Source organism: Achromobacter sp. DMS1 (assembly GCF_001270295.1).
This window is the reverse complement of the sequence record NZ_LHSJ01000135.1, coordinates 1-24207: the sequence shown is the minus strand read 5'-3', so window position 1 is coordinate 24207 and position 24207 is coordinate 1. Positions and strand designations below refer to the sequence as shown.

The 24207-nt window shown below is 68.2% G+C and carries 15 protein-coding genes and 10 pseudogenes; 14 read left to right on the top strand and 11 right to left on the bottom strand.

The features are described 5' to 3' along the window. Positions 1–151: 151 nt before the first annotated feature. Positions 152–634, top strand: a pseudogene (locus AD428_RS25180) (ATP-binding protein); the annotation flags it as partial. Here AD428_RS25180 and purM read toward each other — a convergent pair. After that, positions 631–1668, bottom strand: a pseudogene (purM, locus tag AD428_RS15820) (phosphoribosylformylglycinamidine cyclo-ligase); the annotation flags it as partial. The pseudogenes AD428_RS25180 and purM overlap by 4 nt on opposite strands. A gap of 353 nt (positions 1669–2021) precedes the next feature. On the opposite strand from purM, the gene hda reads away from it, so the two are divergent. The 3 genes and pseudogenes from hda to pcnB form a co-directional block, all read left to right on the top strand. Continuing rightward, the gene (hda, locus tag AD428_RS15815; protein ID WP_082308443.1) at positions 2022–2723 is read left to right on the top strand and encodes a DnaA regulatory inactivator Hda; all 702 of its coding nucleotides are present in this window, start codon (positions 2022–2024) and stop codon (positions 2721–2723) included. Continuing rightward, a complete protein-coding gene (locus tag AD428_RS15810; protein WP_053245811.1) occupies positions 2720–3418 on the top strand; it encodes an HAD family hydrolase in 699 nt (232 codons plus the stop codon). Before hda ends, AD428_RS15810 begins: the two co-directional genes overlap by 4 nt. Then, positions 3418–4746: pseudogene (gene pcnB, locus AD428_RS15805) on the top strand (polynucleotide adenylyltransferase PcnB); the annotation flags it as partial. The gene AD428_RS15810 and the pseudogene pcnB, both read left to right, overlap by 1 nt. On the opposite strand, the pseudogene fabG reads toward pcnB, so the two are convergent. From fabG to mutL, 3 genes and pseudogenes are all read right to left on the bottom strand, one after another. Further along, positions 4730–4838: pseudogene (gene fabG / locus AD428_RS28075) on the bottom strand (3-oxoacyl-ACP reductase); the annotation flags it as partial. The pseudogenes pcnB and fabG sit on opposite strands and share 17 nt — an antisense overlap. A 4-nt stretch (positions 4839–4842) precedes the next feature. Next, positions 4843–5537 (bottom strand): annotated as a pseudogene (locus tag AD428_RS26210) (ACP S-malonyltransferase); the annotation flags it as partial. A gap of 1 nt (position 5538) precedes the next feature. Beyond that, positions 5539–6563: DNA mismatch repair endonuclease MutL (gene mutL, locus AD428_RS26205; protein ID WP_152968115.1), on the bottom strand; the 1025-nt coding region annotated here is incomplete at its 3' end. Between the two features lie 97 nt (positions 6564–6660). Between mutL and AD428_RS15795 the strand changes: the two genes are divergently transcribed. After that, a complete protein-coding gene (locus tag AD428_RS15795; RefSeq protein ID WP_082308442.1) occupies positions 6661–7299 on the top strand; it encodes a VTT domain-containing protein in 639 nt (212 codons plus the stop codon). Between the two features lie 26 nt (positions 7300–7325). Here AD428_RS15795 and AD428_RS15790 read toward each other — a convergent pair whose 3' ends face one another. Then, positions 7326–8699, bottom strand: coding sequence for an N-acetylmuramoyl-L-alanine amidase (locus AD428_RS15790; RefSeq protein ID WP_200908052.1), 1374 nt, complete (start codon positions 8697–8699; stop codon positions 7326–7328). Beyond that, a pseudogene (gene tsaE, locus AD428_RS25170) lies at positions 8644–9177 on the bottom strand (tRNA (adenosine(37)-N6)-threonylcarbamoyltransferase complex ATPase subunit type 1 TsaE); the annotation flags it as partial. The gene AD428_RS15790 and the pseudogene tsaE (AD428_RS25170), both read right to left, overlap by 56 nt. Positions 9178–9359: 182 nt before the next feature. Here tsaE (AD428_RS25170) and fumC (AD428_RS15785) point away from each other — a divergent pair. Next, positions 9360–10757 (top strand): class II fumarate hydratase, encoded by a 1398-nt coding sequence (fumC, locus tag AD428_RS15785; RefSeq protein ID WP_053245804.1) that lies wholly within the window; start codon positions 9360–9362, stop codon positions 10755–10757. Positions 10758–10781: 24 nt separating this feature from the next. On the opposite strand, the gene AD428_RS15780 is transcribed toward fumC (AD428_RS15785), so the two are convergent. Beyond that, positions 10782–11678 (bottom strand): AEC family transporter, encoded by an 897-nt coding sequence (locus AD428_RS15780; protein WP_053245805.1) that lies wholly within the window; start codon positions 11676–11678, stop codon positions 10782–10784. 239 nt (positions 11679–11917) lie between these two features. On the opposite strand from AD428_RS15780, the gene AD428_RS15775 reads away from it, so the two are divergent. Continuing rightward, positions 11918–12910, top strand: coding sequence for a tripartite tricarboxylate transporter substrate binding protein BugE (locus tag AD428_RS15775; RefSeq protein ID WP_053245809.1), 993 nt, complete (start codon positions 11918–11920; stop codon positions 12908–12910). 61 nt (positions 12911–12971) lie between these two features. Here AD428_RS15775 and AD428_RS25165 read toward each other — a convergent pair. Continuing rightward, positions 12972–13483: pseudogene (locus AD428_RS25165) on the bottom strand (tripartite tricarboxylate transporter substrate-binding protein); the annotation flags it as partial. A gap of 64 nt (positions 13484–13547) precedes the next feature. Between AD428_RS25165 and AD428_RS15765 the strand changes: the two are divergent. Next, positions 13548–14438 carry an IS110 family transposase gene (locus tag AD428_RS15765; protein ID WP_053245808.1) on the top strand — a complete coding sequence of 297 codons (891 nt, stop codon included), beginning with the start codon at positions 13548–13550 and terminating at the stop codon, positions 14436–14438. A gap of 435 nt (positions 14439–14873) precedes the next feature. Continuing rightward, a complete protein-coding gene (locus AD428_RS15760; RefSeq protein ID WP_053245807.1) occupies positions 14874–16277 on the top strand; it encodes an APC family permease in 1404 nt (467 codons plus the stop codon). A gap of 34 nt (positions 16278–16311) precedes the next feature. Here the strand turns inward: AD428_RS15760 and ggt are convergent, their stop codons facing one another. Beyond that, positions 16312–18057, bottom strand: coding sequence for a gamma-glutamyltransferase (gene ggt / locus AD428_RS15755; RefSeq protein WP_053245806.1), 1746 nt, complete (start codon positions 18055–18057; stop codon positions 16312–16314). 110 nt (positions 18058–18167) lie between these two features. Between ggt and AD428_RS15750 the strand changes: the two are divergent. Continuing rightward, positions 18168–19063 (top strand): annotated as a pseudogene (locus tag AD428_RS15750) (LysR family transcriptional regulator). A gap of 60 nt (positions 19064–19123) precedes the next feature. On the opposite strand, the pseudogene AD428_RS15745 reads toward AD428_RS15750, so the two are convergent. Then, positions 19124–20117: pseudogene (locus AD428_RS15745) on the bottom strand (tripartite tricarboxylate transporter substrate binding protein BugE). A gap of 239 nt (positions 20118–20356) precedes the next feature. Here AD428_RS15745 and AD428_RS15740 point away from each other — a divergent pair. Next, positions 20357–21253: an AEC family transporter gene (locus AD428_RS15740; RefSeq protein WP_053245805.1), complete on the top strand. Its 897-nt coding sequence runs from the start codon at positions 20357–20359 to the stop codon at positions 21251–21253. A gap of 24 nt (positions 21254–21277) precedes the next feature. Here AD428_RS15740 and fumC (AD428_RS15735) read toward each other — a convergent pair whose 3' ends face one another. Then, positions 21278–22675: a class II fumarate hydratase gene (gene fumC, locus AD428_RS15735; RefSeq protein ID WP_053245804.1), complete on the bottom strand. Its 1398-nt coding sequence runs from the start codon at positions 22673–22675 to the stop codon at positions 21278–21280. Positions 22676–22857: 182 nt separating this feature from the next. Between fumC (AD428_RS15735) and tsaE (AD428_RS25160) the strand changes: the two are divergent. The 3 genes and pseudogenes from tsaE (AD428_RS25160) to AD428_RS27110 all read left to right on the top strand — a co-directional run. Continuing rightward, positions 22858–23391 (top strand): annotated as a pseudogene (tsaE, locus tag AD428_RS25160) (tRNA (adenosine(37)-N6)-threonylcarbamoyltransferase complex ATPase subunit type 1 TsaE); the annotation flags it as partial. A 73-nt stretch (positions 23392–23464) separates the two neighbouring features. After that, the gene (locus AD428_RS15730; protein WP_235490484.1) at positions 23465–23995 is read left to right on the top strand and encodes an AMIN domain-containing protein; all 531 of its coding nucleotides are present in this window, start codon (positions 23465–23467) and stop codon (positions 23993–23995) included. Next, on the top strand, positions 23989–24207 hold a 219-nt coding region (locus AD428_RS27110; protein ID WP_200908053.1), incomplete at its 3' end, for an N-acetylmuramoyl-L-alanine amidase family protein. The genes AD428_RS15730 and AD428_RS27110, both read left to right, overlap by 7 nt.

The window sequence follows — 24207 nt, the reverse complement described above, 5'->3', positions numbered from 1 at the left end:
CCGCCAAGCGGTTCCAAGAAGAGCGCCTGGCGTTGCTGCCTTTGCCTGCGCAGCACGGCATTCTGCTGCCTGCCAGATCCCACCGGCCTGTCCCGCGAGAGAGCTTCCAGCACCCGCTGTCGGTCTATAACGAACTGCTGGAGGTGCGGGCGTGAACATCCAACACAACCGGATCGAACAATTCTGCGACGTCCTGAAGCTGGAGCGTATCGGCAGCGAGTGGCCGGCCATCGCCCAGCAGTGTGCCCGCGAGGACGCCAGCCATGGTGACTTCCTGGAACGCCTTCTGGGCATCGAGAACGACGCCCGGATCGAACGCCAGCGGGCTGCCTTGATGAAGATTGCCACGCTGCCCTCGGTCAAGACCATCGAGGATTATGACTTCGCCTTTGCCAGCGGTGCGCCACGTGCCCAGATCCAGGAACTGGCCGCTCTGAGCTTTATCGAACGGGCCGAGAACATCGTATTCCTGGGGCCCAGCGGCGTGGGCAAGAGCCACCTGGCTCAGGCGCTGGCCTACCGTGCCGTCATGGCGGGCATCAAGACCCGCTTCCTGACTGCCGCCGACCTGATGATGCAGTTGGCCACCGCCCATAAACAGGATCGGCTGCAGCAGTACTTCAACCGTGCGGTCTGCGCCATGCCGTCCTTCTGCTCCACGATCTCGCCGATGCGGCTGACCGTTTCGCCCTGCTCGCGCAGCGTGGCGGCCACGGCATCGGCCTGGGCGGCATCCACCACCAGCACCATGCCGATGCCGCAGTTGAAGACCCGGTGCATCTCGGCGTCCTCGACGCCGCCCTGCTGCTGCAGCCACTGGAACAGGCGCGGCATTTCCCAGCCGCTGCGATCCAGGCGCGCCGTCAGGCCGGGCTGCAGGATGCGGGGCACGTTGTCGACCAGGCCGCCGCCGGTGATGTGGGCCAGACCCTTGATGGCGGCGCCGTGCGCGGCCAGCGCGGCCAGCACCTGCTTGACGTAGATGCGCGTGGGAGCCATGACGGCGTCCACCAGCGGCTGGCCGTGGAAGTCCTGGTCGGGGCGGGCCTGGGCGCGCTCGAGGATCTTGCGCACCAGCGAATAACCGTTGGAATGCGCGCCGCTGGAGGCCAGGCCCAGCACGGCGTCGCCCGGCCGGATGGACTTGCCGTCGATGATGGCGGATTTTTCCACCGCGCCCACGGCAAAGCCGGCCAGGTCGTACTCGCCGTCCGGATACATGCCGGGCATTTCGGCGGTTTCGCCGCCGATGAGCGCGCAGCCGGCGAGTTCGCAGCCCCTGGCGATGCCGCCCACCACCGAGGCCGCCGTATCCACCGCCAGCTTGCCGCAGGCGAAATAGTCCAGGAAGAACAGCGGCTCGGCGCCCTGCACGAGGATGTCGTTCACGCTCATGGCCACGAGGTCGATGCCCACGGTGTCGTGGCGGTTCCACTCGAACGCCAGGCGCAGCTTGGTGCCCACGCCGTCCGTGCCCGACACCAGCACCGGCTCGCGGTATTTCTTCGGCACTTCGAACAAGGCGCCGAAGCCGCCGATACCGGCCAGCACCCCGGCGCGCATGGTGCGCGCGGCGAGGGGTTTGATGCGGTCGACCAGGGCATCGCCCGCGTCGATATCGACACCGGCGTCGCGGTAGGTCAAGGGGGCGGAGGGTTGATTCGTCATGAGAAAAGCCGTGGGATATGTAACAATTGCGGGGATTTGAGGTGGAACGCCCTGCATTTTACGATGCCGCGGCCCTTTGGCGGACGCCGGCCGCCCGCCGGGGGCGGCCGCGAGGCCGCAAAGAGGCGCAAAGCCGCGCCCCGCAACGCCCCGGGCGCGACACCGGCGGCCCAGGTAGTTTAAAGTGTAGGGTTGGCCGACCTTGGATTTGTCCTCTTTTGGCAGGACGGACCCAGCCCGCCAGACTGTGTTTTTTGGCTTTCCGGCGCACCGGCAGCGCTGCCCGGCCTTGCCGCTTCCCTCGGGACGCGGGCCCGGGCGGAAAACCCGGACTGCCTGATCGATAACCTCTCATGAACCGCCAGCTGCTGCTCGACGTTCTTCCCGCGCCAGCGCCCTCGCTGAACAATTACATCGCCGGCCCCAACGGGGAAGCGCTGGCCGCCGTGCGCGCGCTCGCGCCGGGCCGCGCGCTCTACATCTGGGGCCGGCGGGCTGCGGGCGCAGCCATCTGCTGCGCGCGCTCACGGCCCGCCCCGACGCGGTCTACATCGACGAGGCGCGCGGCGCGCGCATGCTGCGCGAGCTGGCCGAGGCCGATTCCGCCGCGCCCATGCCCAAGTTCGTGGCGGTGGACCGACGTGTACGGCATGGACGAACGCCGGCAGGCCGGCCTGTTCGCCCTGTACAACCGCTGGCGCGAATCCGCCGCCACCGGACGCGCCTTTGCGCTGGCCGTGGCCGGCGACCGCGCGCCGCTGTCGATGCCGCTGCGCGAAGACCTGCGCACCCGGCTCGGCTGGGACCTGGTGTTCCGCCTGGATCCGCTGTCCGACGCCGACAAGCTCGCCGCGCTGAGCGCGCAGGCCGCCGAACGCGGCATGCAGCTCGCCCCCGAGATCATCAACTGGATGCTCACGCACCACGAGCGCGACATCCGCAAACTGGCCGCGCTCGTCGACGCGCTGGACCGCTATTCGCTGGCCACCGGCCGCCCCATCACCCTGCCCCTGCTGCGCGCCATGCTCGCAGATCCTGATTCGCAACGCACATGACCTTCCGACGACTCGCCCTGTTCGACCTGGATCACACCCTGTTGCCGCTGGACAGCGACTATCAATGGGCCGACTATCTGGCGCGCACCGGCCGCGCGGGCGATCCCGACGAGGCCCGGCGCCGCAACGACGACCTCATGGAGCGGTACAACCGCGGCGAGCTGACGGCCGAGCAGGCCGCCGAGTTCATGCTGGGCCTGCTGGCCGCGCACACGCCGTTCGACCTGGCCGCCTGGCACGAGGAGTTCATGGCCGAGGTCGTGCGCCCCTCCATCACGCCGGCCGCGCGCGAGCTGGTGCAGTCCCACCTCGAGGCGGGCGATCTGTGCGCGGTGGTCACGGCGACCAACAGTTTCGTCACCGCGCCCATCGCGCGCGCTTTCGGCGTGCCGCACCTGGTGGCCACCGACCCGCAGTACCTGAACGGCCGTTTCACCGGCCGCATCCAGGGCACCCCCAGCTTCAAGGAAGGCAAGGTCATCCGCGTCAACGACTGGCTGGCCGCCATGGGCCTGACCCTTGCGGATTTTTCCGAATCGTTTTTCTATAGCGATTCCGTGAACGACGTGCCCCTGCTCGAGAAAGTGAGCCAGCCGATCGCGGCCAACCCCAGCCCCGCGCTGCGCGAAATCGCGCGCGGCCGCGGCTGGCAGGTGATCGACCTGTTCGACCACATGGAAGATGCGAAGTCCTGATGATTACCGAAACCATAAAAAAATTCGTCGGCCGCCTGTTCTCTCCCGCCGCCCGGGGCCCTCAGCGCATCCCTCGTGAAAAGCACGGCATCGACCGCCGCAACGTATCGCGCCACGCGATCAAGGTGTGCGAGGTGCTGCGCCAGCACGGCTACGAGGCTTATATCGTGGGCGGCGCGGTGCGCGACCTGATCGTGGGGCTGGAGCCCAAGGATTTCGACGTGGCCACCAACGCCACGCCCGAGCAGATCCGGCCGCTCTTCCGGCGCGCACGCATCATCGGCCGCCGCTTCCAGCTCGTGCACGTGGTGTTCGGCCAGGAGATCATCGAAACCTCCACGTTCCGCGCCCCGGCCTCGGAAGACCAGGAAACCGACGAACACGGCCGCATCCTGCGCGACAACGTGTTCGGCAGCCAGGCCGAGGACGCCGCCCGGCGCGACTTCACCATGAACGCGCTGTACTACGATCCGCACACCGAAGAAGTCATCGACTACCACCACGGCGTGGCCGATCTCAAGAAGCGCCAGATCCGCATCATCGGCGACCCGGCCAAGCGCTATCGCGAAGATCCGGTGCGCATGCTGCGCGCCGTGCGCTTTGCCGCCAAGCTCAACGGCACCATCGATCCGGCTACGCGCCAGCCCATCGGCACCATGGCCGACCTCATCGAGAACGTGCCCGCCTCGCGCCTGTTCGACGAGATGCTCAAGCTGCTGACTTGCGGGCACGCCATGGACTGTCTGCGCCAGCTGCGCGCCGACGGCCTGCACAAGGGCCTGCTGCCGCTGCTGGATGTGGTGCTGGAGCAGCCCGGCGGCGAGCATTTCGTGGAGCTGGCCCTGGAGCGCACCGACGCCCGCGTGCGCGCCGGCAAGACCATCAGCCCCAGCTTCCTGTTCGCGGCCCTGCTCTGGCAGCAGGTGGAAGCGCGCTGGAAGCAGTTGCGCGCGCAGGGCGAGCACACCATCCCGGCGCTGTCGCAGGCCGCCGACTCGGTGCTCGACGAGCAAACCGAGAAACTGGCCATTCAGCGCCGTTTTTCGTCCGACATGCGCGAAATCTGGTTCATGCAGCCGCGCTTCGAACGCCGCATGGGCAAGGGCATCTACCGCATGATCGAGCAGCCGCGCTTCCGCGCCGCCTGCGACTTCCTGCAACTGCGCGCGGCGGCCGGCGAATTCGACAGCGTGCTGGCGCAATGGTGGATGGACCTGGCCAATGCCGACGACGTCACCCGCGCCGCCATGATCGAAGAAGTGGCGCGCCAGCCCCGCGAAGGCGGCGACAGCGCGCCCCGCAAACGCCGCCGCCCGCGCCGCGCGCCGCGCAGCTCTTCGGCGATGGCGCGGCCGATGCCGCGCGTGGCGCCCGTCACGAGGGCGATCTTGCCCTGCAGTTCCTTCGAGGTGTTGTCCATGGTGTCAGTTTCCATTGACCGCGGCCAGCGCCGCTTCCAGCGAAGCCGGATCGGTGATGGCCAGCCCGGTGAGTTCCGGATCGATACGCTTGGTGAGGCCGGCCAGCACCTTGCCGGGGCCGCATTCGATGACGTGCGTGACCCCCTGCGCCTTCATGGCGCGCAGGGTTTCCACCCAGCGCACCGGATGCCAGGCCTGGCGCACCAGCGCGTCGCGGATGGCGCCGGGCTCAGACGGGGAAGCCACGTCCACGTTGTTGATGACCTGCACCCGGGGCGCGGCCACCTGGACCTGCGCCAGCGCCTTGGCCAGCACCTCGGCCGCGGGCTTGAGCAGGCTGGAGTGGAACGGGGCCGAAACCGGGCAGCAGCAGCGCGCGCTTGGCGCCCGCCGCCTTGGCGTGCTCGCAGGCGCGTTCGACGGCCGCCTTGTGGCCCGGCGATGACGACCTGGGCGGGCGCGTTGAAATTCACGGCCTCGACGACTTCGCCCTGGGGCGGCGGCCGCACAGGCGGCGCGCACGGCGTCGTCGTCCAGGCCCAGGATGGCCGCCATGGCGCCCGTGCCCACCGGCACCGCGGCCTGCATGGCATCGGCGCGCACGCGCACCAGGCGCACTGCGTCTTCGAGCGACAGCGCGCCCGCGGCGGTGAGCGCGGCGTACTCGCCCAGGCTGTGGCCCGCGACCACGTCGGGCTNGGCCGTCGCGCGCCGTCCGCCGGAACCGCCGCCGCGCCGCCCGTCTGGGCAAGCGTCTGGCCGACGGCCTGGGAAACGAAGCGGTGCACCGCGCCGCTGTCGCGAAAGCGCACCTCGTGCTTGGCGGGGTGCACGTTGACGTCCACCGCGCCCGGGTCGATGTCCAGGAAAAGCACGTAGGCGGGCTGCCGGTCGCCATGCAGCACGTCGGCATAGGCGGCGCGCAGCGCGTGGCTCACGGTGCGGTCGCGCACGAAGCGGCCGTTCACGTACAGATACTGGCGGTCGGCGCGCGCCCGCGCGGCCGTGGGACGGGTGATCATGCCCGCCAGGCTTACCGCGCCCACGGCATGAGTCAGCGGCAGGCCGTGCTCGGTGAACTCGGCGCCCAGCACGTCGCGGATGCGCTGGAGCGGGTCGGCCGGCAGCCACTGGCGCTGCGCGCGGTCGTGGTGAAAGAGCCGGAAGGCGATGTTCGGGTGGGCCAGCGCGATGCGCTCCATGGCGTCCAGGCAGTGCCCGAACTCGGTGGCTTCGGAACGCAGGAACTTGCGCCGGGCCGGCACCGCGTCGAACAGTTGGCGCACGTCGACCGTGGTGCCGGGCGGTCCGGAGGCGGGACTTACCTGCAGGCTCGCGCCGTCGATCTGCCAGGCATGCTCGCCATCGCGCGTGCGGGAAATGAGGGTCACCTGCGCCACGGACGCGATGGAGGCCAGCGCTTCGCCGCGAAACCCCATGGAGGCTACGGATTCGAGCTCGGCCAGCGAACGGATCTTGCTGGTGGCGTGCCGCGCCAGCGCCAGCGGCAGTTCGCCGGGCGGAATGCCGAAGCCGTCGTCGGTCACGGCGATGCGCCGGATGCCGCCGCCTTCCAGCCGCACCTCGATGGCGCGCGCGCCCGCGTCGATGGCGTTCTCGAGGATTTCCTTGAGCACGGAAGCGGGCCGCTCGATGACTTCGCCGGCGGCGATCTGGCTGATCAGCAGGTCGGGGAGCGCGAGAATGGAGCGGCGTTCGGTCATGAGGCGGACAGGCGGAAGGACTATGTGGACGATTTTAGCCTCCCGCCATGGTGGGCTATAGTCGCGGACGAATGTCCCCTATTCACAGGTTGCGCGAATGCTCGAATTCTTCAATATGGTGCTCCACATCGACCAGACGCTGGGCGTGTGGGTCCAGCAGTACGGCGTGTGGGTGTACCTGGTGCTGTTCCTGATCGTGTTCGCGGAAACCGGGCTGGTGGTGCTGCCGTTCCTGCCGGGCGATTCGCTGCTCTTCATCGCAGGCGCGTTCGGCGCCTCCGGCAGCCTGGACCCCGTCCTGCTGAGCGTGCTGCTCATCGTGGCCGCGGTTACCGGCAATTCGGTGAACTACGCCATCGGCCGGTACATCGGGCCGCGGGTGTTCTCCATGAACCTGCGCTTCCTCGACCGCAAGGCGCTCATGCGCACGCATGCCTTCTATGAAAAGCACGGCGGCAAGACCATCGTCATGTCGCGCTTCATTCCGGTGGTGCGCACCTTCGCGCCGTTCGTGGCCGGCGTGGCCGAAATGCCGCTGGGGCGGTTCCAGCTTTTCAATATCGGCGGCGCGGTGCTGTGGGTGGCGGGCCTGGTGGCGGCCGGCTATTTCTTCGGCAACATCCCGCTGGTGCGCGAGCACCTGAACACCATCGTGCTCATCGGCCTGGCCGCGGCCATCGTGCCGGTGGCGCTGGCGGGGATGGTCAAGCTGCTGCGCGGCGCCCGGCGCGCCTGACCGGCCAGGCGCGCTGGGCCGCGGGCTCAACCCGCGGCGTCGGCGATCCGCGCCAGCGGCGGATTGGCGGTGAAGTACCGCTGGATGCCCGTCATCATGGCCTGGGCCAGCTTCTCCTGGTGAGAGGTGCTGCGCAGCAGCGCCTCTTCCTGCGGATTGCTGATGAAGGCGGTTTCCACCAGGATGGAAGGAATGTCCGGCGCCTTGAGCACCGCGAAACCGGCCTGCTCCACGCTGTTCTTGTGCAGGCGGTTGATCTTCTTGATTTCGTCCAGGAAGGCGCTGCCCACCTTGAGCGAATCGTTGATCTGCGCGGTGGTGGAGAGGTCCAGCAGCACCTTGGCGACCTGGCGGTCGTGGCTGCCGAGGTTCACGCCGCCGATCAGGTCGGCCGCGTTTTCCTTGTCGGCCATCCAGCGCGCCTGCGCGCTGGAGGCGCCCCGCTGCGACAGCGCGAACACCGACGAGCCGTTGGCCGAGGGCTTGATCCACGCGTCCGCGTGGATGGAAATGAAAAGATCCGCCCGCACGCGCCTGGCCTTCTGCACGCGCACGTGCAGCGGCACGAAGTAGTCGTCGTCGCGCGTCAGATAGGCCCGCATGTCGGGCTGGCTGTCGATGAGGCTTTTCAGCCGCCGCGCGATGCGCAGCACCACGTCTTTCTCGCGCAGGCCGCTGTTGCCGATGGCGCCCGGGTCTTCGCCGCCGTGGCCGGGATCGAGCGCGATGGTCAGCATGCGGCGCTTGCGGCCCGCCGTGGACGGGGCCGAGGGCTTGGGCGGCGTGGGCAGCGCCGGCGCGGGCTGCTGGCCCCGCGCCAGCGGCGGCTCGGGCGCGTCCTGCCGGGTGACCGGATTGCGCTGGATGTCTTCGAGGATGCGCGCCAGCGGATCGTCCACGTCGGGGCCGCTCTGCTTGTTGAGGATGGCCACCAGCGGGTCTTGCGCGATCTTGGGATAGAGATCCAGCACCAGGCGGTACTGGTAGTCGGCCACCGGCTTCAGGGTGAACACCTGCGGCGCCACCGCCTGCTTCAGGTCGAACACCATGCGCACGACGTTGGGCCGGTTCTGCGCCACGCGCAGGCTCTGGATGTAGGGATCGTCGGGGCGGACCTTGGAAACCAGGTCGTTGAGCGCGGGGCTGAGGGTCAGTCCCTCGATGTCCACCACCAGCCGGTGGGGGTTCTCGAGCGTGAAGTGCTCGGCCTTGAGCTCGCTGTCCAGTTCGAGCGTGACCCGGGTGTACTCGTCGGCCGGCCAGGTGCGCACGGCCAGGATGGTGGCGGCCTGGGCCAGCCGGGGGATGACGGGGAGGACGAGCAGCGTGGCGGCGACGCTGATCAGGCGGCGCCGGGTGGCGCCTTCCGAAGGGAGGGCGCGCCAGGGGCGGGGGGACAATCGCGTTCAACCATGTTTGTCCTCGGGGAGTGTACGCGCTGAGGGTGGCGTCGCGTCCCTGGCCCGCATAGGCCAGGGAAATCAGCAGGTCGGGAGGGGGCAAGAGGCCCTCGGCCCGTTCCGGCCATTCGATCAAAACGACTGCGTCGTCACGCAGCAAATCCCGGAATCCTGCGTCCAGCCATTCGCGCGAATCACTAAATCTATAAAAATCAAAGTGATAGAAGTATAAGTTAGAAACTTTATAGGATTCAAGCAGCGCGTAGCTCGGACTCTTGATCCGGCCCGCAATGCCGCAAGCACGCAACAACGCCCGTGTAAAGGCGGTTTTTCCCGCGCCGAGGTCGCCCCGGAGGTGGATGTGTCCCCCGGCGGGGCCGTGCTGGCCGCTGACCAGGGGGGCAAGCCGCCGGGCGAGATCCTCGGTGGCGGTTTCATCGGGCAGGTGCAGGGTGGCGCTGCGTAAGGGAGCGGACATGGCGCGGGGCGAGTGGTAAAAGAGAAAGCGAGACAGGCACGAGGCCCGGCCGGACGCGATCGGCGTACGCCATTATAGGAATGCGGGTTTCTGCTAATCTATGATTGATTGTTATTCTCAATAAGCTGCCGCACCGGGCGCGCTGCGCATCCGGCCGGCCGCCGTTACGGAGCCGCACGCGCATGAAGACCCGCATCGAAAAAGATACTTTCGGTCCCATCGAGGTCCCGCAGGATCACCTGTGGGGCGCCCAGACCCAGCGTTCGCTGCACTTTTTCGCCATTTCCACCGAGAAGATGCCGGCTCCGCTGGTGGAGGCGATGGCGCGGCTCAAGCGCGCCGCCGCCAAGGTGAATGCCGAACTGGGCGAGCTCGACCCCAAGATCGCCGACGCCATCGTGAAGGCGGCCGACGAGGTCATCGCCGGCAAGTGGCCGGACGAGTTTCCGCTGTCGGTCTGGCAGACCGGGTCGGGCACGCAGAGCAACATGAATATGAACGAGGTGCTGGCCAACCGCGCCTCGGAACTGCTGGGTGGCGAGCGCGGCGAGGCCCGCAAGGTCCATCCGAACGACCACGTCAACCGCGGGCAGTCTTCCAACGATACCTTCCCCACCGCCATGCACGTGGCCGCCGCCGTGCAGGTCGAGCACCACCTGCTGCCGGCCCTGAAGGCGCTGCGCGCCACGCTGGCGGCCAAGAGCGCCGAATTCTACGACATCGTCAAGATCGGCCGCACGCACCTGCAGGACGCCACGCCGCTGACGCTGGGCCAGGAGATCTCCGGCTACGTGGCGCAGCTCGACCTGGCCGAGCAGCAGATCCGCGCCACCCTGCCGGGCCTGCACCAGCTCGCCATCGGCGGCACCGCCGTGGGCACGGGTCTGAACGCCCATCCGCAGTTCAGCGCCAAGGTGGCGGCCGAACTCGCGCACAGCACCGAGACTGCCTTCGTCTCGGCGCCCAACAAGTTCCAGGCGCTGGCTTCGCACGAGGGCCTGCTGTTCGCGCACGGCGCGCTCAAGTCGCTGGCCGCCGGACTCATGAAAATCGCCAATGACGTGCGCTGGCTCGCCAGCGGCCCGCGCTCGGGCCTGGGCGAGATCAGCATTCCCGAGAACGAGCCGGGCAGCTCCATCATGCCGGGCAAGGTCAATCCCACGCAGTGCGAGGCCATCACCATGCTGGCCGCGCAGGTCATGGGCAACGACGTGGCCATCAACATCGGCGGCGCCAGCGGCAACTTCGAGCTCAACGTCTACAAGCCGCTCATCATCCACAACTTCCTGCAATCGGCGCGCCTGCTGACCGACGGCATGGCCAGCTTCAACCAACACTGCGCGGCCGGCATCCAGCCCAACCGCGAGCGCATCGCCGAGCTGGTGGACCGCTCGCTCATGCTCGTGACGGCGCTCAACCCGCACATCGGCTACGACAAGGCCGCGCAGATCGCCAAGAAGGCGCACAAGGAAGGCCTGTCGCTCAAGGAGTCGGCGCTGGCGCTGGGCTTCCTGACCGAGGCGGAATTCGCGCAGTGGGTCGTGCCGGCCGACATGACCAACGCCCGCAAGCCGGGCTGAGGGCGTTCCGGGCGGCGGGGGCGTTCAGGCGCCCGCCGCCAGCAGCCAGAGCGGAATGGTCAGCGCCGAGAACAGGGTTCCCAGCGAGATCAGCACCGCCACCATCCGGCCGTCGCCGCCCATGCGCATCGCCAGCACGTAGGCGGCCGAGGCGGTGGGCAGGGCGGCGAAGAGCAGCAGCATGCGCGACTCCAGGGACGCCAGCCCCAGCAGGCGCGCCACGGCCAGCGCCACGAGCGGCAGCGCCAGCAGCTTCACGGCCAGCATCCAGGCGATCAGCCTGCCATGGCCCTTTCCTCCTTCCCACGACAGGCTCGCGCCCACGCAGATGATGCCCAGCGCGATGGCGGCCGCGCCCAGCCGGCCCAGCACGGTGTCGATGGGCGCGGGCAGGTGCAGCCCGGCCAGGTTGCAGGCCAGGCCGGCCAGGGTGGAAACCAGGAGCGGATTGCGCGCCAGCTCGCGCAGCAGGCTGCCGCCGTTGTGGCGGGCCAGCCCGTAGACCGCGGCCAGGTTCGCCATGGGCACGGCAAAGCCCACGATCAGCGCCATCACGGTCTGGCCCTGCGTGCCGCCGAGGCTGGCCGCCAGCGCCAGGCCGATGTACGTGTTGAAGCGGTAGCCGCATTGCGCCGACGAGGCCAGGCCGATCGGCGCGGGGCGCAGCACCGGCCCCGCCAGCCAGGCCAGCGCCACGCCCGACCAGATGACCGCCGCCGTGGCCTGCAGCAGCAGGGCGGCGTTGCCGGCCGAGATCGGCGTGCGCAGGATGGACTGAAAGAGCAGCGCGGGAAACAGCACGAAATACACCAGCCGTTCCATGCCGGCGAAGAATTCCCGCGAGAATCCGAGTTTGTGGCGCAGCGACCAGCCCAGGGCGACGAGCAGAAAATCAGGGAAAACCAGGAGTGCGACCGACATGGATCCGTTGTCTTGGCGAGGGGCGCGCGGCCGGCTGGCGGCCTATGCGAGTGTAAGCATTTGCTGCTATTCTCCGTCATTCTGGCGGGCGCGTCTGCCACAAGCAACTCGAAAACAGCCTGGCGGTCCCTGCCATGCGCAAAAGCGCCCGCGCCGTTATCTGCATATCCGTCCACAGGCGGATGCAACACACGACGGTCCCGTCCCGCACGGGTTCGCAACTAGGAGGAAGCACACCAATGATCAAAATCCGCTCCCTGGCCGCGGCTATCGCGCTGGCCACCGGCGCCGCCAGCCTGCTGGGCGCCACGGCCGCTCACGCCGCCGACAAGTACCCGAGCAAGCCCATCCGCGTCATCGTGCCGTTCGCGCCGGGCGGCTCCACCGACATCATCGCGCGCCTGGTCACGCAGCGCATGAGCCAGGAACTGGGCCAGCCCATGGTCGTGGAGAACAAGGGCGGCGCGGGCGGCGCCATCGGCGCTGCCGAAGCCGCGCGCGCCGACGCCGACGGCTATACGCTGTCTATCGCCACGGTGTCCACCATGGCCGTGAACCCGGCCTGCCGCCCCAACGACCTGCCCTACGATCCCATCAAGGACTTCCAGCCGGTCACCAACTTCGCGAACACCGCCAACGTGGTGGCCGTGAATCCCAAGTTCCCCGCCAAGGACTTCAAGGGCTTCCTCGAAGAGCTCAAGAAGAACCCGGGCAAGTACTCGTACGGCAGCTCGGGCACCTGCGGTGTGCTGCACCTGATGGGCGAATCGTTCAAGATGGCCACCGGCACCGACATCGTGCACGTGCCCTATAAGGGTTCGGGCCCGGCCGTGGCCGACGCCGTGGGCGGCCAGATCGAAATCCTGTTCGACAACCTGCCCTCGTCGATGCCGCAGATCCAGGCCGGCAAGCTGCGCGCCATGGCCATCGCCTGGCCCCAGCGCATCGATTCCATCAAGGACGTGCCCACCTTCAAGGAAGCCGGCTATCCGGTGCTGAACCAGCCGGTGTGGTATGGCCTGCTGGCCCCCAAGGGCACGCCCATGGAAGTCGTGAACAAGCTGCGCGACGCCGCCGTGGTCGCCCTGAAGGACCCCAAGGTCATCAAGGCGCTCGACGAGCAGGGCTCGGCGCCCTCGGGCAACACGCCGGAAGAGTTCGCCAAGGAAATCAAGGAACAGTACGACTGGGCCAAGGACGTGGTGAAGAAGCAGAACATCAAGCTCGATTGATGACGCTTCCCGCCTGACGGCTCCGGACCCGCCCGCGTGGCGGGTCTTTTTTCGGGGGCGCCTATGCGCCCATCACCTCGGCCAACCGCGCCTCGCAGGCCGAGCGCAGGCGTTCGATGAGCTCGCGGTGCAGGCCGGACAGGGGATCCTGGTTGCGCACCATGATGCTGATGGGCACGCGCAGCGCCGGATCCAGGCGGCGCAGGCCCATGCCGGGCCGCAGCATGGCCTGGGCGGTGATGGCGTCCACGATGGCGTCGCCGCAGCCCGCGTCCACCAGCGCGCAGGCCACGTAATGCGTCTGCACCCGGATGGCGGCCTGCGGGTCCAGGCCCTGGGCGTCGAGCGCCATCTGCAGCAGCGCGCCGGAGGCGTCGCGCGCGTCCAGCAGGATCAGCGTGGCCGAGYSCKKGGGGGCCAGCAGGCCATACCACACCGGCTGGTTCAGCACCGGATAGCCGGCTTCCTTGAAGGTGGGCACGTCCTTGATGGAATCGATGCGCTGGGGCCAGGCGATGGCCATGGCGCGCAGCTTGCCGGCCTGGATCTGCGGCATCGACGAGGGCAGGTTGTNGGTCAGCCCGATCCCCACGAAGCGGTACGCTGAGTGGGGATTGTTCTTTCTGGGAGACCTCTCATGAACACCGTCACGCTGATTGGTATCGATCTGGGCAAGCATAGCTTCCATCTGCACGGGCAGGATGAGGGTCACCAGGCCAAGCTGATCTCGCCCCAGTTTGTGCGCCCCTTTGTGCAGGGCAACAAGAACGACTTCGCCGATGCGCAGGCGATCTGCGAAGCCGCCTCGCGTCCAAGCATGCGGTTCGTGAGCGTTCGCAACGAGGCCCAGCAGACCGTCTCGGCGCTGCACCGTGTACGGGAGTCGCTGGTACGCGAGCGCACGGGCGTGATCAACCAGCTTCACGCCTTTTTGCTGGAGTTCGGCATCAGCCTACCCCGTGGCCAGGCAATCATCCGGCACCTGCCGGCGGTGCTGGCCGGGCATGAGCTGCCGCCCCGGTTGGTGGCACTGCTTGAACGGCTGCAAACCCATTTCAAGTATCTGGACGAGCAAATCGCCCAGATCGAGCGCGAGTTGTGCCAGCAACTGCGCGAGGATGAACGCAGCCAGCGGCTGCTGGAGATCCCCGGCATCGGGCCGATCACGGCGAGCGTGCTGATGACAGAACTAGGCGATGCGCAGCAATTCGGTTCGGCACGCCAGTTCGCCGCCTCGGTAGGCCTGGTGCCACGGCAGTACAGCACGGGCGGCAAGCCCACGCTGCTGGGCATTAGCAAACGCGGCGACAAAAACCTCAGGCGGCTGCTGGTGCAGGGTGCACGAGCGATCATGCAACGCGTCGAGCAGCGCACGGACCGGCTGGGCATCTGGGTGCGCGAGCTGCTGGCAAGGCGCCACTCGAACGTGGTGGCCTGTGCGCTGGCCAATAAATTGGCGAGGATAGCCTGGGCCATCCTCGCCAACGGAACGAACTACCGAAGTCAGCAGGCTGTAGCAGCAGCCTGAGCTTCATCACCGTTTTACGCTGCCACTTCCTGGTTTTGCGACGCGAGTACGTGAAGACATAAACGGCTCAACGGCCTGGCAAAAAACCTGGCAAAGAATCCAGCACCTAGATGCTGAGGGCTTTTTTGAGGTTTGCCGGGCGCGACTCTCATCATGGAGCGGGGGACCTGTCCCCAACCGACTCCGAATAGATTTGAGCAAGCCCAATTTACGCCAACACGAACTTGCTTGCAAAAATCGGGCTGACCATAGATTCTTTGCCCGTTGTCCGGTGCCGCGGCAGCCACGGGCGGGGTCCGGACCACACGCCCCCCGTCGCGGGGCACAACATTTGGTTGCACCGCCTTGCAGCGCCGGCACGCCGGCCGCCTTAGACTTTTCCGCACGCGCCACGCGAGCGCGAGTTCCAGCAATCAAGCGGAAAGAGGAGAGACGATGGCTGAGACATCCCCCCGGAACCCGGCAACGCACGACGCGCCGCTCAAGCGGGTCATGGGTCCCAAGCTCCTGCTGCTCTTTATCGTGGGCGACATACTGGGCACCGGCGTCTATGCGCTGACGGGCCAGGTGGCCAAGGAAGTCGGCGGCGCCGCCTGGCTGCCCTTTCTGGTGGCGTTCGCGGTGGCGCTGCTGACCGCGCTGTCCTACCTCGAGCTGGTCACCAAGTATCCCAAGGCCGCGGGCGCGGCGCTGTACGTGCACAAGGCCTTCGGCCTGCATTTCCTGACCTTCATTGTGTGCTTCACGGTGATGTGTTCGGGGCTGACCTCGGCGGCCACGGCCTCGCAGGCCTTCGCCGCCAACCTGTTCGCGGCCATGGGCATCGAGGCCAAGAAGGGGTGGATCACGGCGGGCGCGCTGGGCTTCATGCTGCTCGTCATGCTGGTGAACCTGCGCGGCGCCTCGGAAAGCGTGCGCGCCAATGTGGTGCTCACCCTCATCGAGCTTTCCGGCCTGCTGATGGTCATCCTGCTGGGCTTCTACGCCATCGCGGGCGGCCAGGCCGATTTCTCGCGCGTGGTGGCCTTCGACACGCCCGAGGACAAGAGCGTGTTCCTGGCGGTCACCTCGGCGACCGCGCTGGCCTTTTTCGCCATGGTGGGTTTCGAGGACTCGGTCAACATGGCCGAGGAAACGCACGACCCGCACCGCATCTTCCCCAAGGTCATGCTGACCGGGCTCGGGCTGACGGCGCTCATCTACGTGCTGGTGTCGGTCTGCGCCGTGGCGCTGGTGCCCGTGGGCGAGCTGGCGCAGAGCGCCACGCCGCTGGTGCTCGTGGTCAAGCGCGCCGCGCCCGGCCTGCCGGTGGAATACATCATGCCCATCATCTCCATGTTCGCGGTGGCCAACTCCGCCCTCATCAACATGATGATGGCCAGCCGGCTGCTGTATGGCATGTCGCGCCAGGGCGTGCTGCCCGCCTTCCTGGCCCACGTGCACCGCCGCAACCACACGCCCTGGAGCGCCATTCTCTTCACCACGGCGCTGGCCTTCGGCATGATCGTCCTGGTGTCGCTGTCGGACTCCGAGGCCATCCGCGCCCTGGGCGGCACCACCGCGCTGCTACTGCTGGGCGTGTTCGCCTTCGTCAACGTGGCCGTCCTGGTGCTGCGCCGCGAGCGGGTGCCGCACGAGCACTTCCGCATCAACAGCGTCACGCCCTGGCTGGGCGCGGCGGCCTGCCTGTTCCTGGTCACGCCGCTGACCGGGCGCGACGTCATCCAGTACCAGGTGGCCGGCTGGCTGCTGCTGCTGGGCGTGGCGATGTGGGGCGTGACCTGGCTGGCGCGCCGCCGCGAAGCCTCGATGGAGCTGGACCCCGCCGACCTCGAGTAAAGACCGCGGGGCCGGGCGCCAGGGTGAACACGCCCTAGCCGCCCAGCGCCTGGCCTTCGCGGCGCGGATCGGCGCCGCCCTGCAGCCCGCCGTCGATGACGATGCCGTGCAGGCCGCTGGGAAAATCCATGAGGCGCACCGGATGCCCCATGCGCTCGAGCGCGGGCGCCAGCGCCTCCAGCGGGGTGCCTTTTTCGAGTTCGGTTTCCTTGTTGCGGCTGCCCATGTTGGGCAGCGAGATGGCCTGCTGGATGTCCAGCCCCCAGTCGAGCACGCCGACCAGCGTTTTGGCCACGTAATTGATGATGGCGCTGCCCCCGGGCGACCCCACCACCATGTAGGGCTTGCCATCGCGCAGTACGATCATGGGCGACATGGCGCTGCGCGGCCGCTTGCCGGGCTCGATGCGGTTGGCCACCAGGCGGCCTTCGGGATCTTGGAACGACGAGGAGAAATCCGTCATCTCGTTGTTGAGCAGGAATCCGCGCACGAAGATCTTGCTGCCGAACTCGTTCTCGATGGTGGTCGTCATGCTGAGCGCGTTGCCCTGCGCGTCCACCACGGCCAGATGGCTGGTGGACGGCATCTCGATGGCGTCGTCCCGGCCCAGCGACAGCAGCGTGCCCTCCGGGTCGCCGGGCAGCGCCACCTTCATGCTGCGGTCGGGCCGGATGAGCGCGCCGCGCGCGCGCAGATAGGCGGGATCGAGCAAGGCGCGCACCGGCACGCGCACGAAATCCGGATCGCCCACGTAGAAATCGCGGTCGGCGAACGCCAGCCGGCCCGCCTCCGAGAAGTAATGCACGGCCTCCAGGCTTTCCGGCGCGTAGCTGCCCATGGGGTACTGCTCAAGCTCGCCCAGGATCTGCAACACCGCCAGCGGACCGCTGCTGGGCGGCCCCATGCCGCACAGCGTGTAGCCGCGGTAGCCGCCGCAGACCGGCTCGCGCTTGAGCGCGCGGTAGCCGGCCAGATCCTGCAGGCTGAGGTCGCCCGGGCTGGGGTGCGCATGCACGGCGGCCACGACGTCGCGCGCGATGTCTCCCGTGTAGAACGCGTCCGCGCCATGCGCCGCGATTTCGCGCAGCGTGCGCGCGAAATCCGGGTTCTTCAGCACATGCCCCACCGGCCAGGGCGCGCCGTCCGGCGCATAGAAGTAGGCGGCCGCGGCCTCCTGCCGGCGCAGGGCCTTGTTGCCCGCCAGCAGCGCATGCAGGCGCGGCGATACCGCAAAACCCCGTTCGGCCAGACGGATGGCGGGCTGGAACAGTTCGCGCCACGGCAGCCGGCCGTGCTCGCGGTGGGCCAGTTCCAGGCCGCGCAGCAAGCCCGGCACGGCCACCGCCATGCCGTTATTGACCGCTTGGGAAAAAGGCATGGGCTTGCCGTCTTTCAGGAAACGGTCGGGCCGCGCGGCGGCGGGCGCCGTTTCGCGCGCGTCGTAGGTTTCGATGCGGCCGTCGCGCGCGGAGTACGTCACCAGGAACGCGCCGCCGCCTATGCCGGAAGACTGCGGCTCCACCAGGTTCAGCACCAGCTGCGCGGCGATGGCGGCGTCCACCGCGCTGCCGCCCTTGCGCAGCATCTCCCGGCCCGCGGCCGAGGCATGGGGATTGGCGGACACCATCATGAAATGCGGCGCGCGCACGAGCGGGCGCTCGGCCAGCCCGGTGGCCGCCTCGGGATTGCGGTCTTCGGCGGCGACCGGGCCGCGGGCCTGCGCCGCGGGCAGCATGGACAGGCAAAGCAGGGCCGCGGCGGCGGCTTGGCGGACACGCATGACAGTCTCCCTCGGGCATTGCGGCAAGCGGCCATCATAGTCAAGAGCGCCCGCCCCCGCCTGACATTGATCCTAAAATCGCCGTTTCACTTCCGTACCGAGTCCAGCCCATGCGCCTGCGCCACATCGAGATCTTCGAAGCGATCCGCCGCACCGGCTCGCTGACCGAGGCGGCCGCCGCCCTGCACATTTCGCAGCCCGCCGCCAGCAAGCTGCTGGCCCATGCCGAGGCCCAGCTCGGATTCAAGCTGTTCGAGCGCGTGAAGGGGCGCCTGGTGGCCACGCGCGAGGCGGAAATCCTGTCGCCCGAAGTGGCCCGGCTGCACCAGGACCTGAGCAGCGTGCGCAGGCTGGCGGCCAGCCTGCGCGACAGCCCCAACGGCCACCTGCGCCTGGGCTGCGCGCCGGCGCTCGGCCTGGGGCTGCTGCCGGAGGTAGTGCGCGCCAGCCGCGACGCGCAGCCAGGCATCACCTTCGACATCCACACCCATCACAGCGCGGAGCTGGTGCAGGGGCTGCTCACGCGCGAGCTCGACCTCGCCATCACGTTCGACAGCAACGACTACGCCGGCCTGACCCGCATCGGGCTGGGCCACACCGAGCTCGTGCACCTGAGCCGCCAGACGGACGCGGGCCCGCTGCGCCTGCAGGACTTGCCGCACTCGGCCACGCTGATCCTGCTGGACGCGCGCGACGCCTCCGGCGCGCTGCTGCAGATGGCGCTCGACGCCCAGGGCCTGGACCCGCAGGCCGCCATCCGGGTGCAGACGCATTACGTGGCCTGCGCGCTGGTGACGCGGGCTGCGGCGACGCCATCGTGGACGCCATCACCGCCCAGGCCATGCTGCGGCCCGGCATGGGCCTGCGCCGCCTGGATCCGGCGCTGCGCGTGCCCATCAGCATCATGGTGCGCAACCAGGATCCCCTGTCCGGCCTGCACCGCGAGCTCATCGAACGCCTGCGCTCGGCCTGCGAGGCGCGGTTGGCCGAGGTGATGGGCGCATAGGCGCCCCCGAAAAAGACCCGCCACGCGGGCGGGTCCGGAGCCGTCAGGCGGGAAGCGTCATCAATCGAGCTTGATGTTCTGCTTCTTCACCACGTCCTTGGCCCAGTCGTACTGTTCCTTGATTTCCTTGGCGAACTCTTCCGGCGTGTTGCCCGAGGGCGCCGAGCCCTGCTCGTCGAGCGCCTTGATGACCTTGGGGTCCTTCCAGGGCGACCACGGCGGCGTCGCGCAGCTTGTTCACGACTTCCATGGGCGTGCCCTTGGGGGCCAGCAGGCCATACCACACCGGCTGGTTCAGCACCGGATAGCCGGCTTCCTTGAAGGTGGGCACGTCCTTGATGGAATCGATGCGCTGGGGCCAGGCGATGGCCATGGCGCGCAGCTTGCCGGCCTGGATCTGCGGCATCGACGAGGGCAGGTTGTCGAACAGGATTTCGATCTGGCCGCCCACGGCGTCGGCCACGGCCGGGCCCGAACCCTTATAGGGCACGTGCACGATGTCGGTGCCGGTGGCCATCTTGAACGATTCGCCCATCAGGTGCAGCACACCGCAGGTGCCCGAGCTGCCGTACGAGTACTTGCCCGGGTTCTTCTTGAGCTCTTCGAGGAAGCCCTTGAAGTCCTTGGCGGGGAACTTGGGATTCACGGCCACCACGTTGGCGGTGTTCGCGAAGTTGGTGACCGGCTGGAAGTCCTTGATGGGATCGTAGGGCAGGTCGTTGGGGCGGCAGGCCGGGTTCACGGCCATGGTGGACACCGTGGCGATAGACAGCGTATAGCCGTCGGCGTCGGCGCGCGCGGCTTCGGCAGCGCCGATGGCGCCGCCCGCGCCGCCCTTGTTCTCCACGACCATGGGCTGGCCCAGTTCCTGGCTCATGCGCTGCGTGACCAGGCGCGCGATGATGTCGGTGGAGCCGCCCGGCGCGAACGGCACGATGACGCGGATGGGCTTGCTCGGGTACTTGTCGGCGGCGTGAGCGGCCGTGGCGCCCAGCAGGCTGGCGGCGCCGGTGGCCAGCGCGATAGCCGCGGCCAGGGAGCGGATTTTGATCATTGGTGTGCTTCCTCCTAGTTGCGAACCCGTGCGGGACGGGACCGTCGTGTGTTGCATCCGCCTGTGGACGGATATGCAGATAACGGCGCGGGCGCTTTTGCGCATGGCAGGGACCGCCAGGCTGTTTTCGAGTTGCTTGTGGCAGACGCGCCCGCCAGAATGACGGAGAATAGCAGCAAATGCTTACACTCGCATAGGCCGCCAGCCGGCCGCGCGCCCCTCGCCAAGACAACGGATCCATGTCGGTCGCACTCCTGGTTTTCCCTGATTTTCTGCTCGTCGCCCTGGGCTGGTCGCTGCGCCACAAACTCGGATTCTCGCGGGAATTCTTCGCCGGCATGGAACGGCTGGTGTATTTCGTGCTGTTTCCCGCGCTGCTCTTTCAGTCCATCCTGCGCACGCCGATCTCGGCCGGCAACGCCGCCCTGCTGCTGCAGGCCACGGCGGCGGTCATCTGGTCGGGCGTGGCGCTGGCCTGGCTGGCGGGGCCGGTGCTGCGCCCCGCGCCGATCGGCCTGGCCTCGTCGGCGCAATGCGGCTACCGCTTCAACACGTACATCGGCCTGGCGCTGGCGGCCAGCCTCGGCGGCACGCAGGGCCAGACCGTGATGGCGCTGATCGTGGGCTTTGCCGTGCCCATGGCGAACCTGGCCGCGGTCTACGGGCTGGCCCGCCACAACGGCGGCAGCCTGCTGCGCGAGCTGGCGCGCAATCCGCTCCTGGTTTCCACCCTGGCCGGCCTGGCCTGCAACCTGGCCGGGCTGCACCTGCCCGCGCCCATCGACACCGTGCTGGGCCGGCTGGGCGCGGCCGCCATCGCGCTGGGCATCATCTGCGTGGGCGCGAGCCTGTCGTGGGAAGGAGGAAAGGGCCATGGCAGGCTGATCGCCTGGATGCTGGCCGTGAAGCTGCTGGCGCTGCCGCTCGTGGCGCTGGCCGTGGCGCGCCTGCTGGGGCTGGCGTCCCTGGAGTCGCGCATGCTGCTGCTCTTCGCCGCCCTGCCCACCGCCTCGGCCGCCTACGTGCTGGCGATGCGCATGGGCGGCGACGGCCGGATGGTGGCGGTGCTGATCTCGCTGGGAACCCTGTTCTCGGCGCTGACCATTCCGCTCTGGCTGCTGGCGGCGGGCGCCTGAACGCCCCCGCCGCCCGGAACGCCCTCAGCCCGGCTTGCGGGCGTTGGTCATGTCGGCCGGCACGACCCACTGCGCGAATTCCGCCTCGGTCAGGAAGCCCAGCGCCAGCGCCGACTCCTTGAGCGACAGGCCTTCCTTGTGCGCCTTCTTGGCGATCTGCGCGGCCTTGTCGTAGCCGATGTGCGGGTTGAGCGCCGTCACGAGCATGAGCGAGCGGTCCACCAGCTCGGCGATGCGCTCGCGGTTGGGCTGGATGCCGGCCGCGCAGTGTTGGTTGAAGCTGGCCATGCCGTCGGTCAGCAGGCGCGCCGATTGCAGGAAGTTGTGGATGATGAGCGGCTTGTAGACGTTGAGCTCGAAGTTGCCGCTGGCGCCGCCGATGTTGATGGCCACGTCGTTGCCCATGACCTGCGCGGCCAGCATGGTGATGGCCTCGCACTGCGTGGGATTGACCTTGCCCGGCATGATGGAGCTGCCCGGCTCGTTCTCGGGAATGCTGATCTCGCCCAGGCCCGAGCGCGGGCCGCTGGCGAGCCAGCGCACGTCATTGGCGATTTTCATGAGTCCGGCGGCCAGCGACTTGAGCGCGCCGTGCGCGAACAGCAGGCCCTCGTGCGAAGCCAGCGCCTGGAACTTGTTGGGCGCCGAGACGAAGGCAGTCTCGGTGCTGTGCGCGAGTTCGGCCGCCACCTTGGCGCTGAACTGCGGATGGGCGTTCAGACCCGTGCCCACGGCGGTGCCGCCGATGGCGAGCTGGTGCAGGCCCGGCAGGGTGGCGCGGATCTGCTGCTCGGCCAGGTCGAGCTGCGCCACGTAGCCGGAGATCTCCTGGCCCAGCGTCAGCGGCGTGGCGTCCTGCAGGTGCGTGCGGCCGATCTTGACGATGTCGTAGAATTCGGCGCTCTTGGCCGCCAGCGTGGCGCGCAGCGCCTTCAGGGCCGGCAGCAGGTGGTGCTCGACCTGCACGGCGGCGGCCACGTGCATGGCGGTGGGGAAGGTATCGTTGGAAGACTGCCCGCGGTTGACGTGGTCGTTCGGATGGACCTTGCGGGCCTCGCCGCGCTCGCCACCCAGCAGTTCCGAGGCGCGGTTGGCCAGCACCTCGTTCATATTCATGTTGCTCTGCGTGCCCGACCCGGTCTGCCAGACCGACAGCGGAAACTCGTCCGGCCACTTGCCGGCGATGACCTCGTCGGCCGCCTTCACGATGGCGTCGGCGATCTTGGGGTCGAGCTCGCCCAGTTCGGCATTCACCTTGGCGGCGGCGCGCTTGAGCCGCGCCATCGCCTCCACCAGCGGAGCCGGCATCTTCTCGGTGGAAATGGCGAAAAAGTGCAGCGAACGCTGGGTCTGGGCGCCCCACAGGTGATCCTGCGGGACCTCGATGGGACCGAAAGTATCTTTTTCGATGCGGGTCTTCATGCGCGTGCGGCTCCGTAACGGCGGCCGGCCGGATGCGCAGCGCGCCCGGTGCGGCAGCTTATTGAGAATAACAATCAATCATAGATTAGCAGAAACCCGCATTCCTATAATGGCGTACGCCGATCGCGTCCGGCCGGGCCTCGTGCCTGTCTCGCTTTCTCTTTTACCACTCGCCCCGCGCCATGTCCGCTCCCTTACGCAGCGCCACCCTGCACCTGCCCGATGAAACCGCCACCGAGGATCTCGCCCGGCGGCTTGCCCCCCTGGTCAGCGGCCAGCACGGCCCCGCCGGGGGACACATCCACCTCCGGGGCGACCTCGGCGCGGGAAAAACCGCCTTTACACGGGCGTTGTTGCGTGCTTGCGGCATTGCGGGCCGGATCAAGAGTCCGAGCTACGCGCTGCTTGAATCCTATAAAGTTTCTAACTTATACTTCTATCACTTTGATTTTTATAGATTTAGTGATTCGCGCGAATGGCTGGACGCAGGATTCCGGGATTTGCTGCGTGACGACGCAGTCGTTTTGATCGAATGGCCGGAACGGGCCGAGGGCCTCTTGCCCCCTCCCGACCTGCTGATTTCCCTGGCCTATGCGGGCCAGGGACGCGACGCCACCCTCAGCGCGTACACTCCCCGAGGACAAACATGGTTGAACGCGATTGTCCCCCCGCCCCTGGCGCGCCCTCCCTTCGGAAGGCGCCACCCGGCGCCGCCTGATCAGCGTCGCCGCCACGCTGCTCGTCCTCCCCGTCATCCCCCGGCTGGCCCAGGCCGCCACCATCCTGGCCGTGCGCACCTGGCCGGCCGACGAGTACACCCGGGTCACGCTCGAACTGGACAGCGAGCTCAAGGCCGAGCACTTCACGCTCGAGAACCCCCACCGGCTGGTGGTGGACATCGAGGGACTGACCCTCAGCCCCGCGCTCAACGACCTGGTTTCCAAGGTCCGCCCCGACGATCCCTACATCCAGAGCCTGCGCGTGGCGCAGAACCGGCCCAACGTCGTGCGCATGGTGTTCGACCTGAAGCAGGCGGTGGCGCCGCAGGTGTTCACCCTGAAGCCGGTGGCCGACTACCAGTACCGCCTGGTGCTGGATCTCTATCCCAAGATCGCGCAAGACCCGCTGGTGGCCATCCTCAACAAGCAGAGCGGCCCCGACGTGGACGATCCGCTGGCGCGCATCCTCGAAGACATCCAGCGCAATCCGGTCACCCGGCAGGACGCGCCCGAGCCGCCGCTGGCGCGGGGCCAGCAGCCCGCGCCGGCCCGCCCAAGCCCTCGGCCCCGTCCACGGCGGGCCGCAAGCGCCGCATGCTGACCATCGCGCTCGATCCCGGCCACGGCGGCGAAGACCCGGGCGCCATCGGCAACAGCGGCCTGCGCGAGAAAGACGTGGTGCTGCGCATCGCGCGGCGGCTGAAAAGCCTCATCGACAGCCAGCCCGACATGCGGGCCTATCTGACGCGCGACGACGACTACTTCGTGCCGCTGCACGTGCGCGTGCAGAAGGCCAGGCGCGTGCGGGCGGAT

Bases quoted from the DNA above. Each gene is read 5' to 3' on its own strand.
- hda (WP_082308443.1), top strand. From the start codon at position 2,022: ATGAACCGCCAGCTGCTGCTCGACGTTCTTCCCGCGCCAGCGCCCTCG.
- AD428_RS15810 (WP_053245811.1), top strand. From the start codon at position 2,720: ATGACCTTCCGACGACTCGCCCTGTTCGACCTGGATCACACCCTGTTG.
- AD428_RS15795 (WP_082308442.1), top strand. From the start codon at position 6,661: ATGCTCGAATTCTTCAATATGGTGCTCCACATCGACCAGACGCTGGGC.
- fumC (WP_053245804.1), top strand. From the start codon at position 9,360: ATGAAGACCCGCATCGAAAAAGATACTTTCGGTCCCATCGAGGTCCCG.
- AD428_RS15780 (WP_053245805.1), bottom strand. From the start codon at position 11,678: ATGTCGGTCGCACTCCTGGTTTTCCCTGATTTTCTGCTCGTCGCCCTG.
- AD428_RS15775 (WP_053245809.1), top strand. From the start codon at position 11,918: ATGATCAAAATCCGCTCCCTGGCCGCGGCTATCGCGCTGGCCACCGGC.
- AD428_RS15765 (WP_053245808.1), top strand. From the start codon at position 13,548: ATGAACACCGTCACGCTGATTGGTATCGATCTGGGCAAGCATAGCTTC.
- AD428_RS15760 (WP_053245807.1), top strand. From the start codon at position 14,874: ATGGCTGAGACATCCCCCCGGAACCCGGCAACGCACGACGCGCCGCTC.
- ggt (WP_053245806.1), bottom strand. From the start codon at position 18,057: ATGCGTGTCCGCCAAGCCGCCGCCGCGGCCCTGCTTTGCCTGTCCATG.
- AD428_RS15740 (WP_053245805.1), top strand. From the start codon at position 20,357: ATGTCGGTCGCACTCCTGGTTTTCCCTGATTTTCTGCTCGTCGCCCTG.
- fumC (WP_053245804.1), bottom strand. From the start codon at position 22,675: ATGAAGACCCGCATCGAAAAAGATACTTTCGGTCCCATCGAGGTCCCG.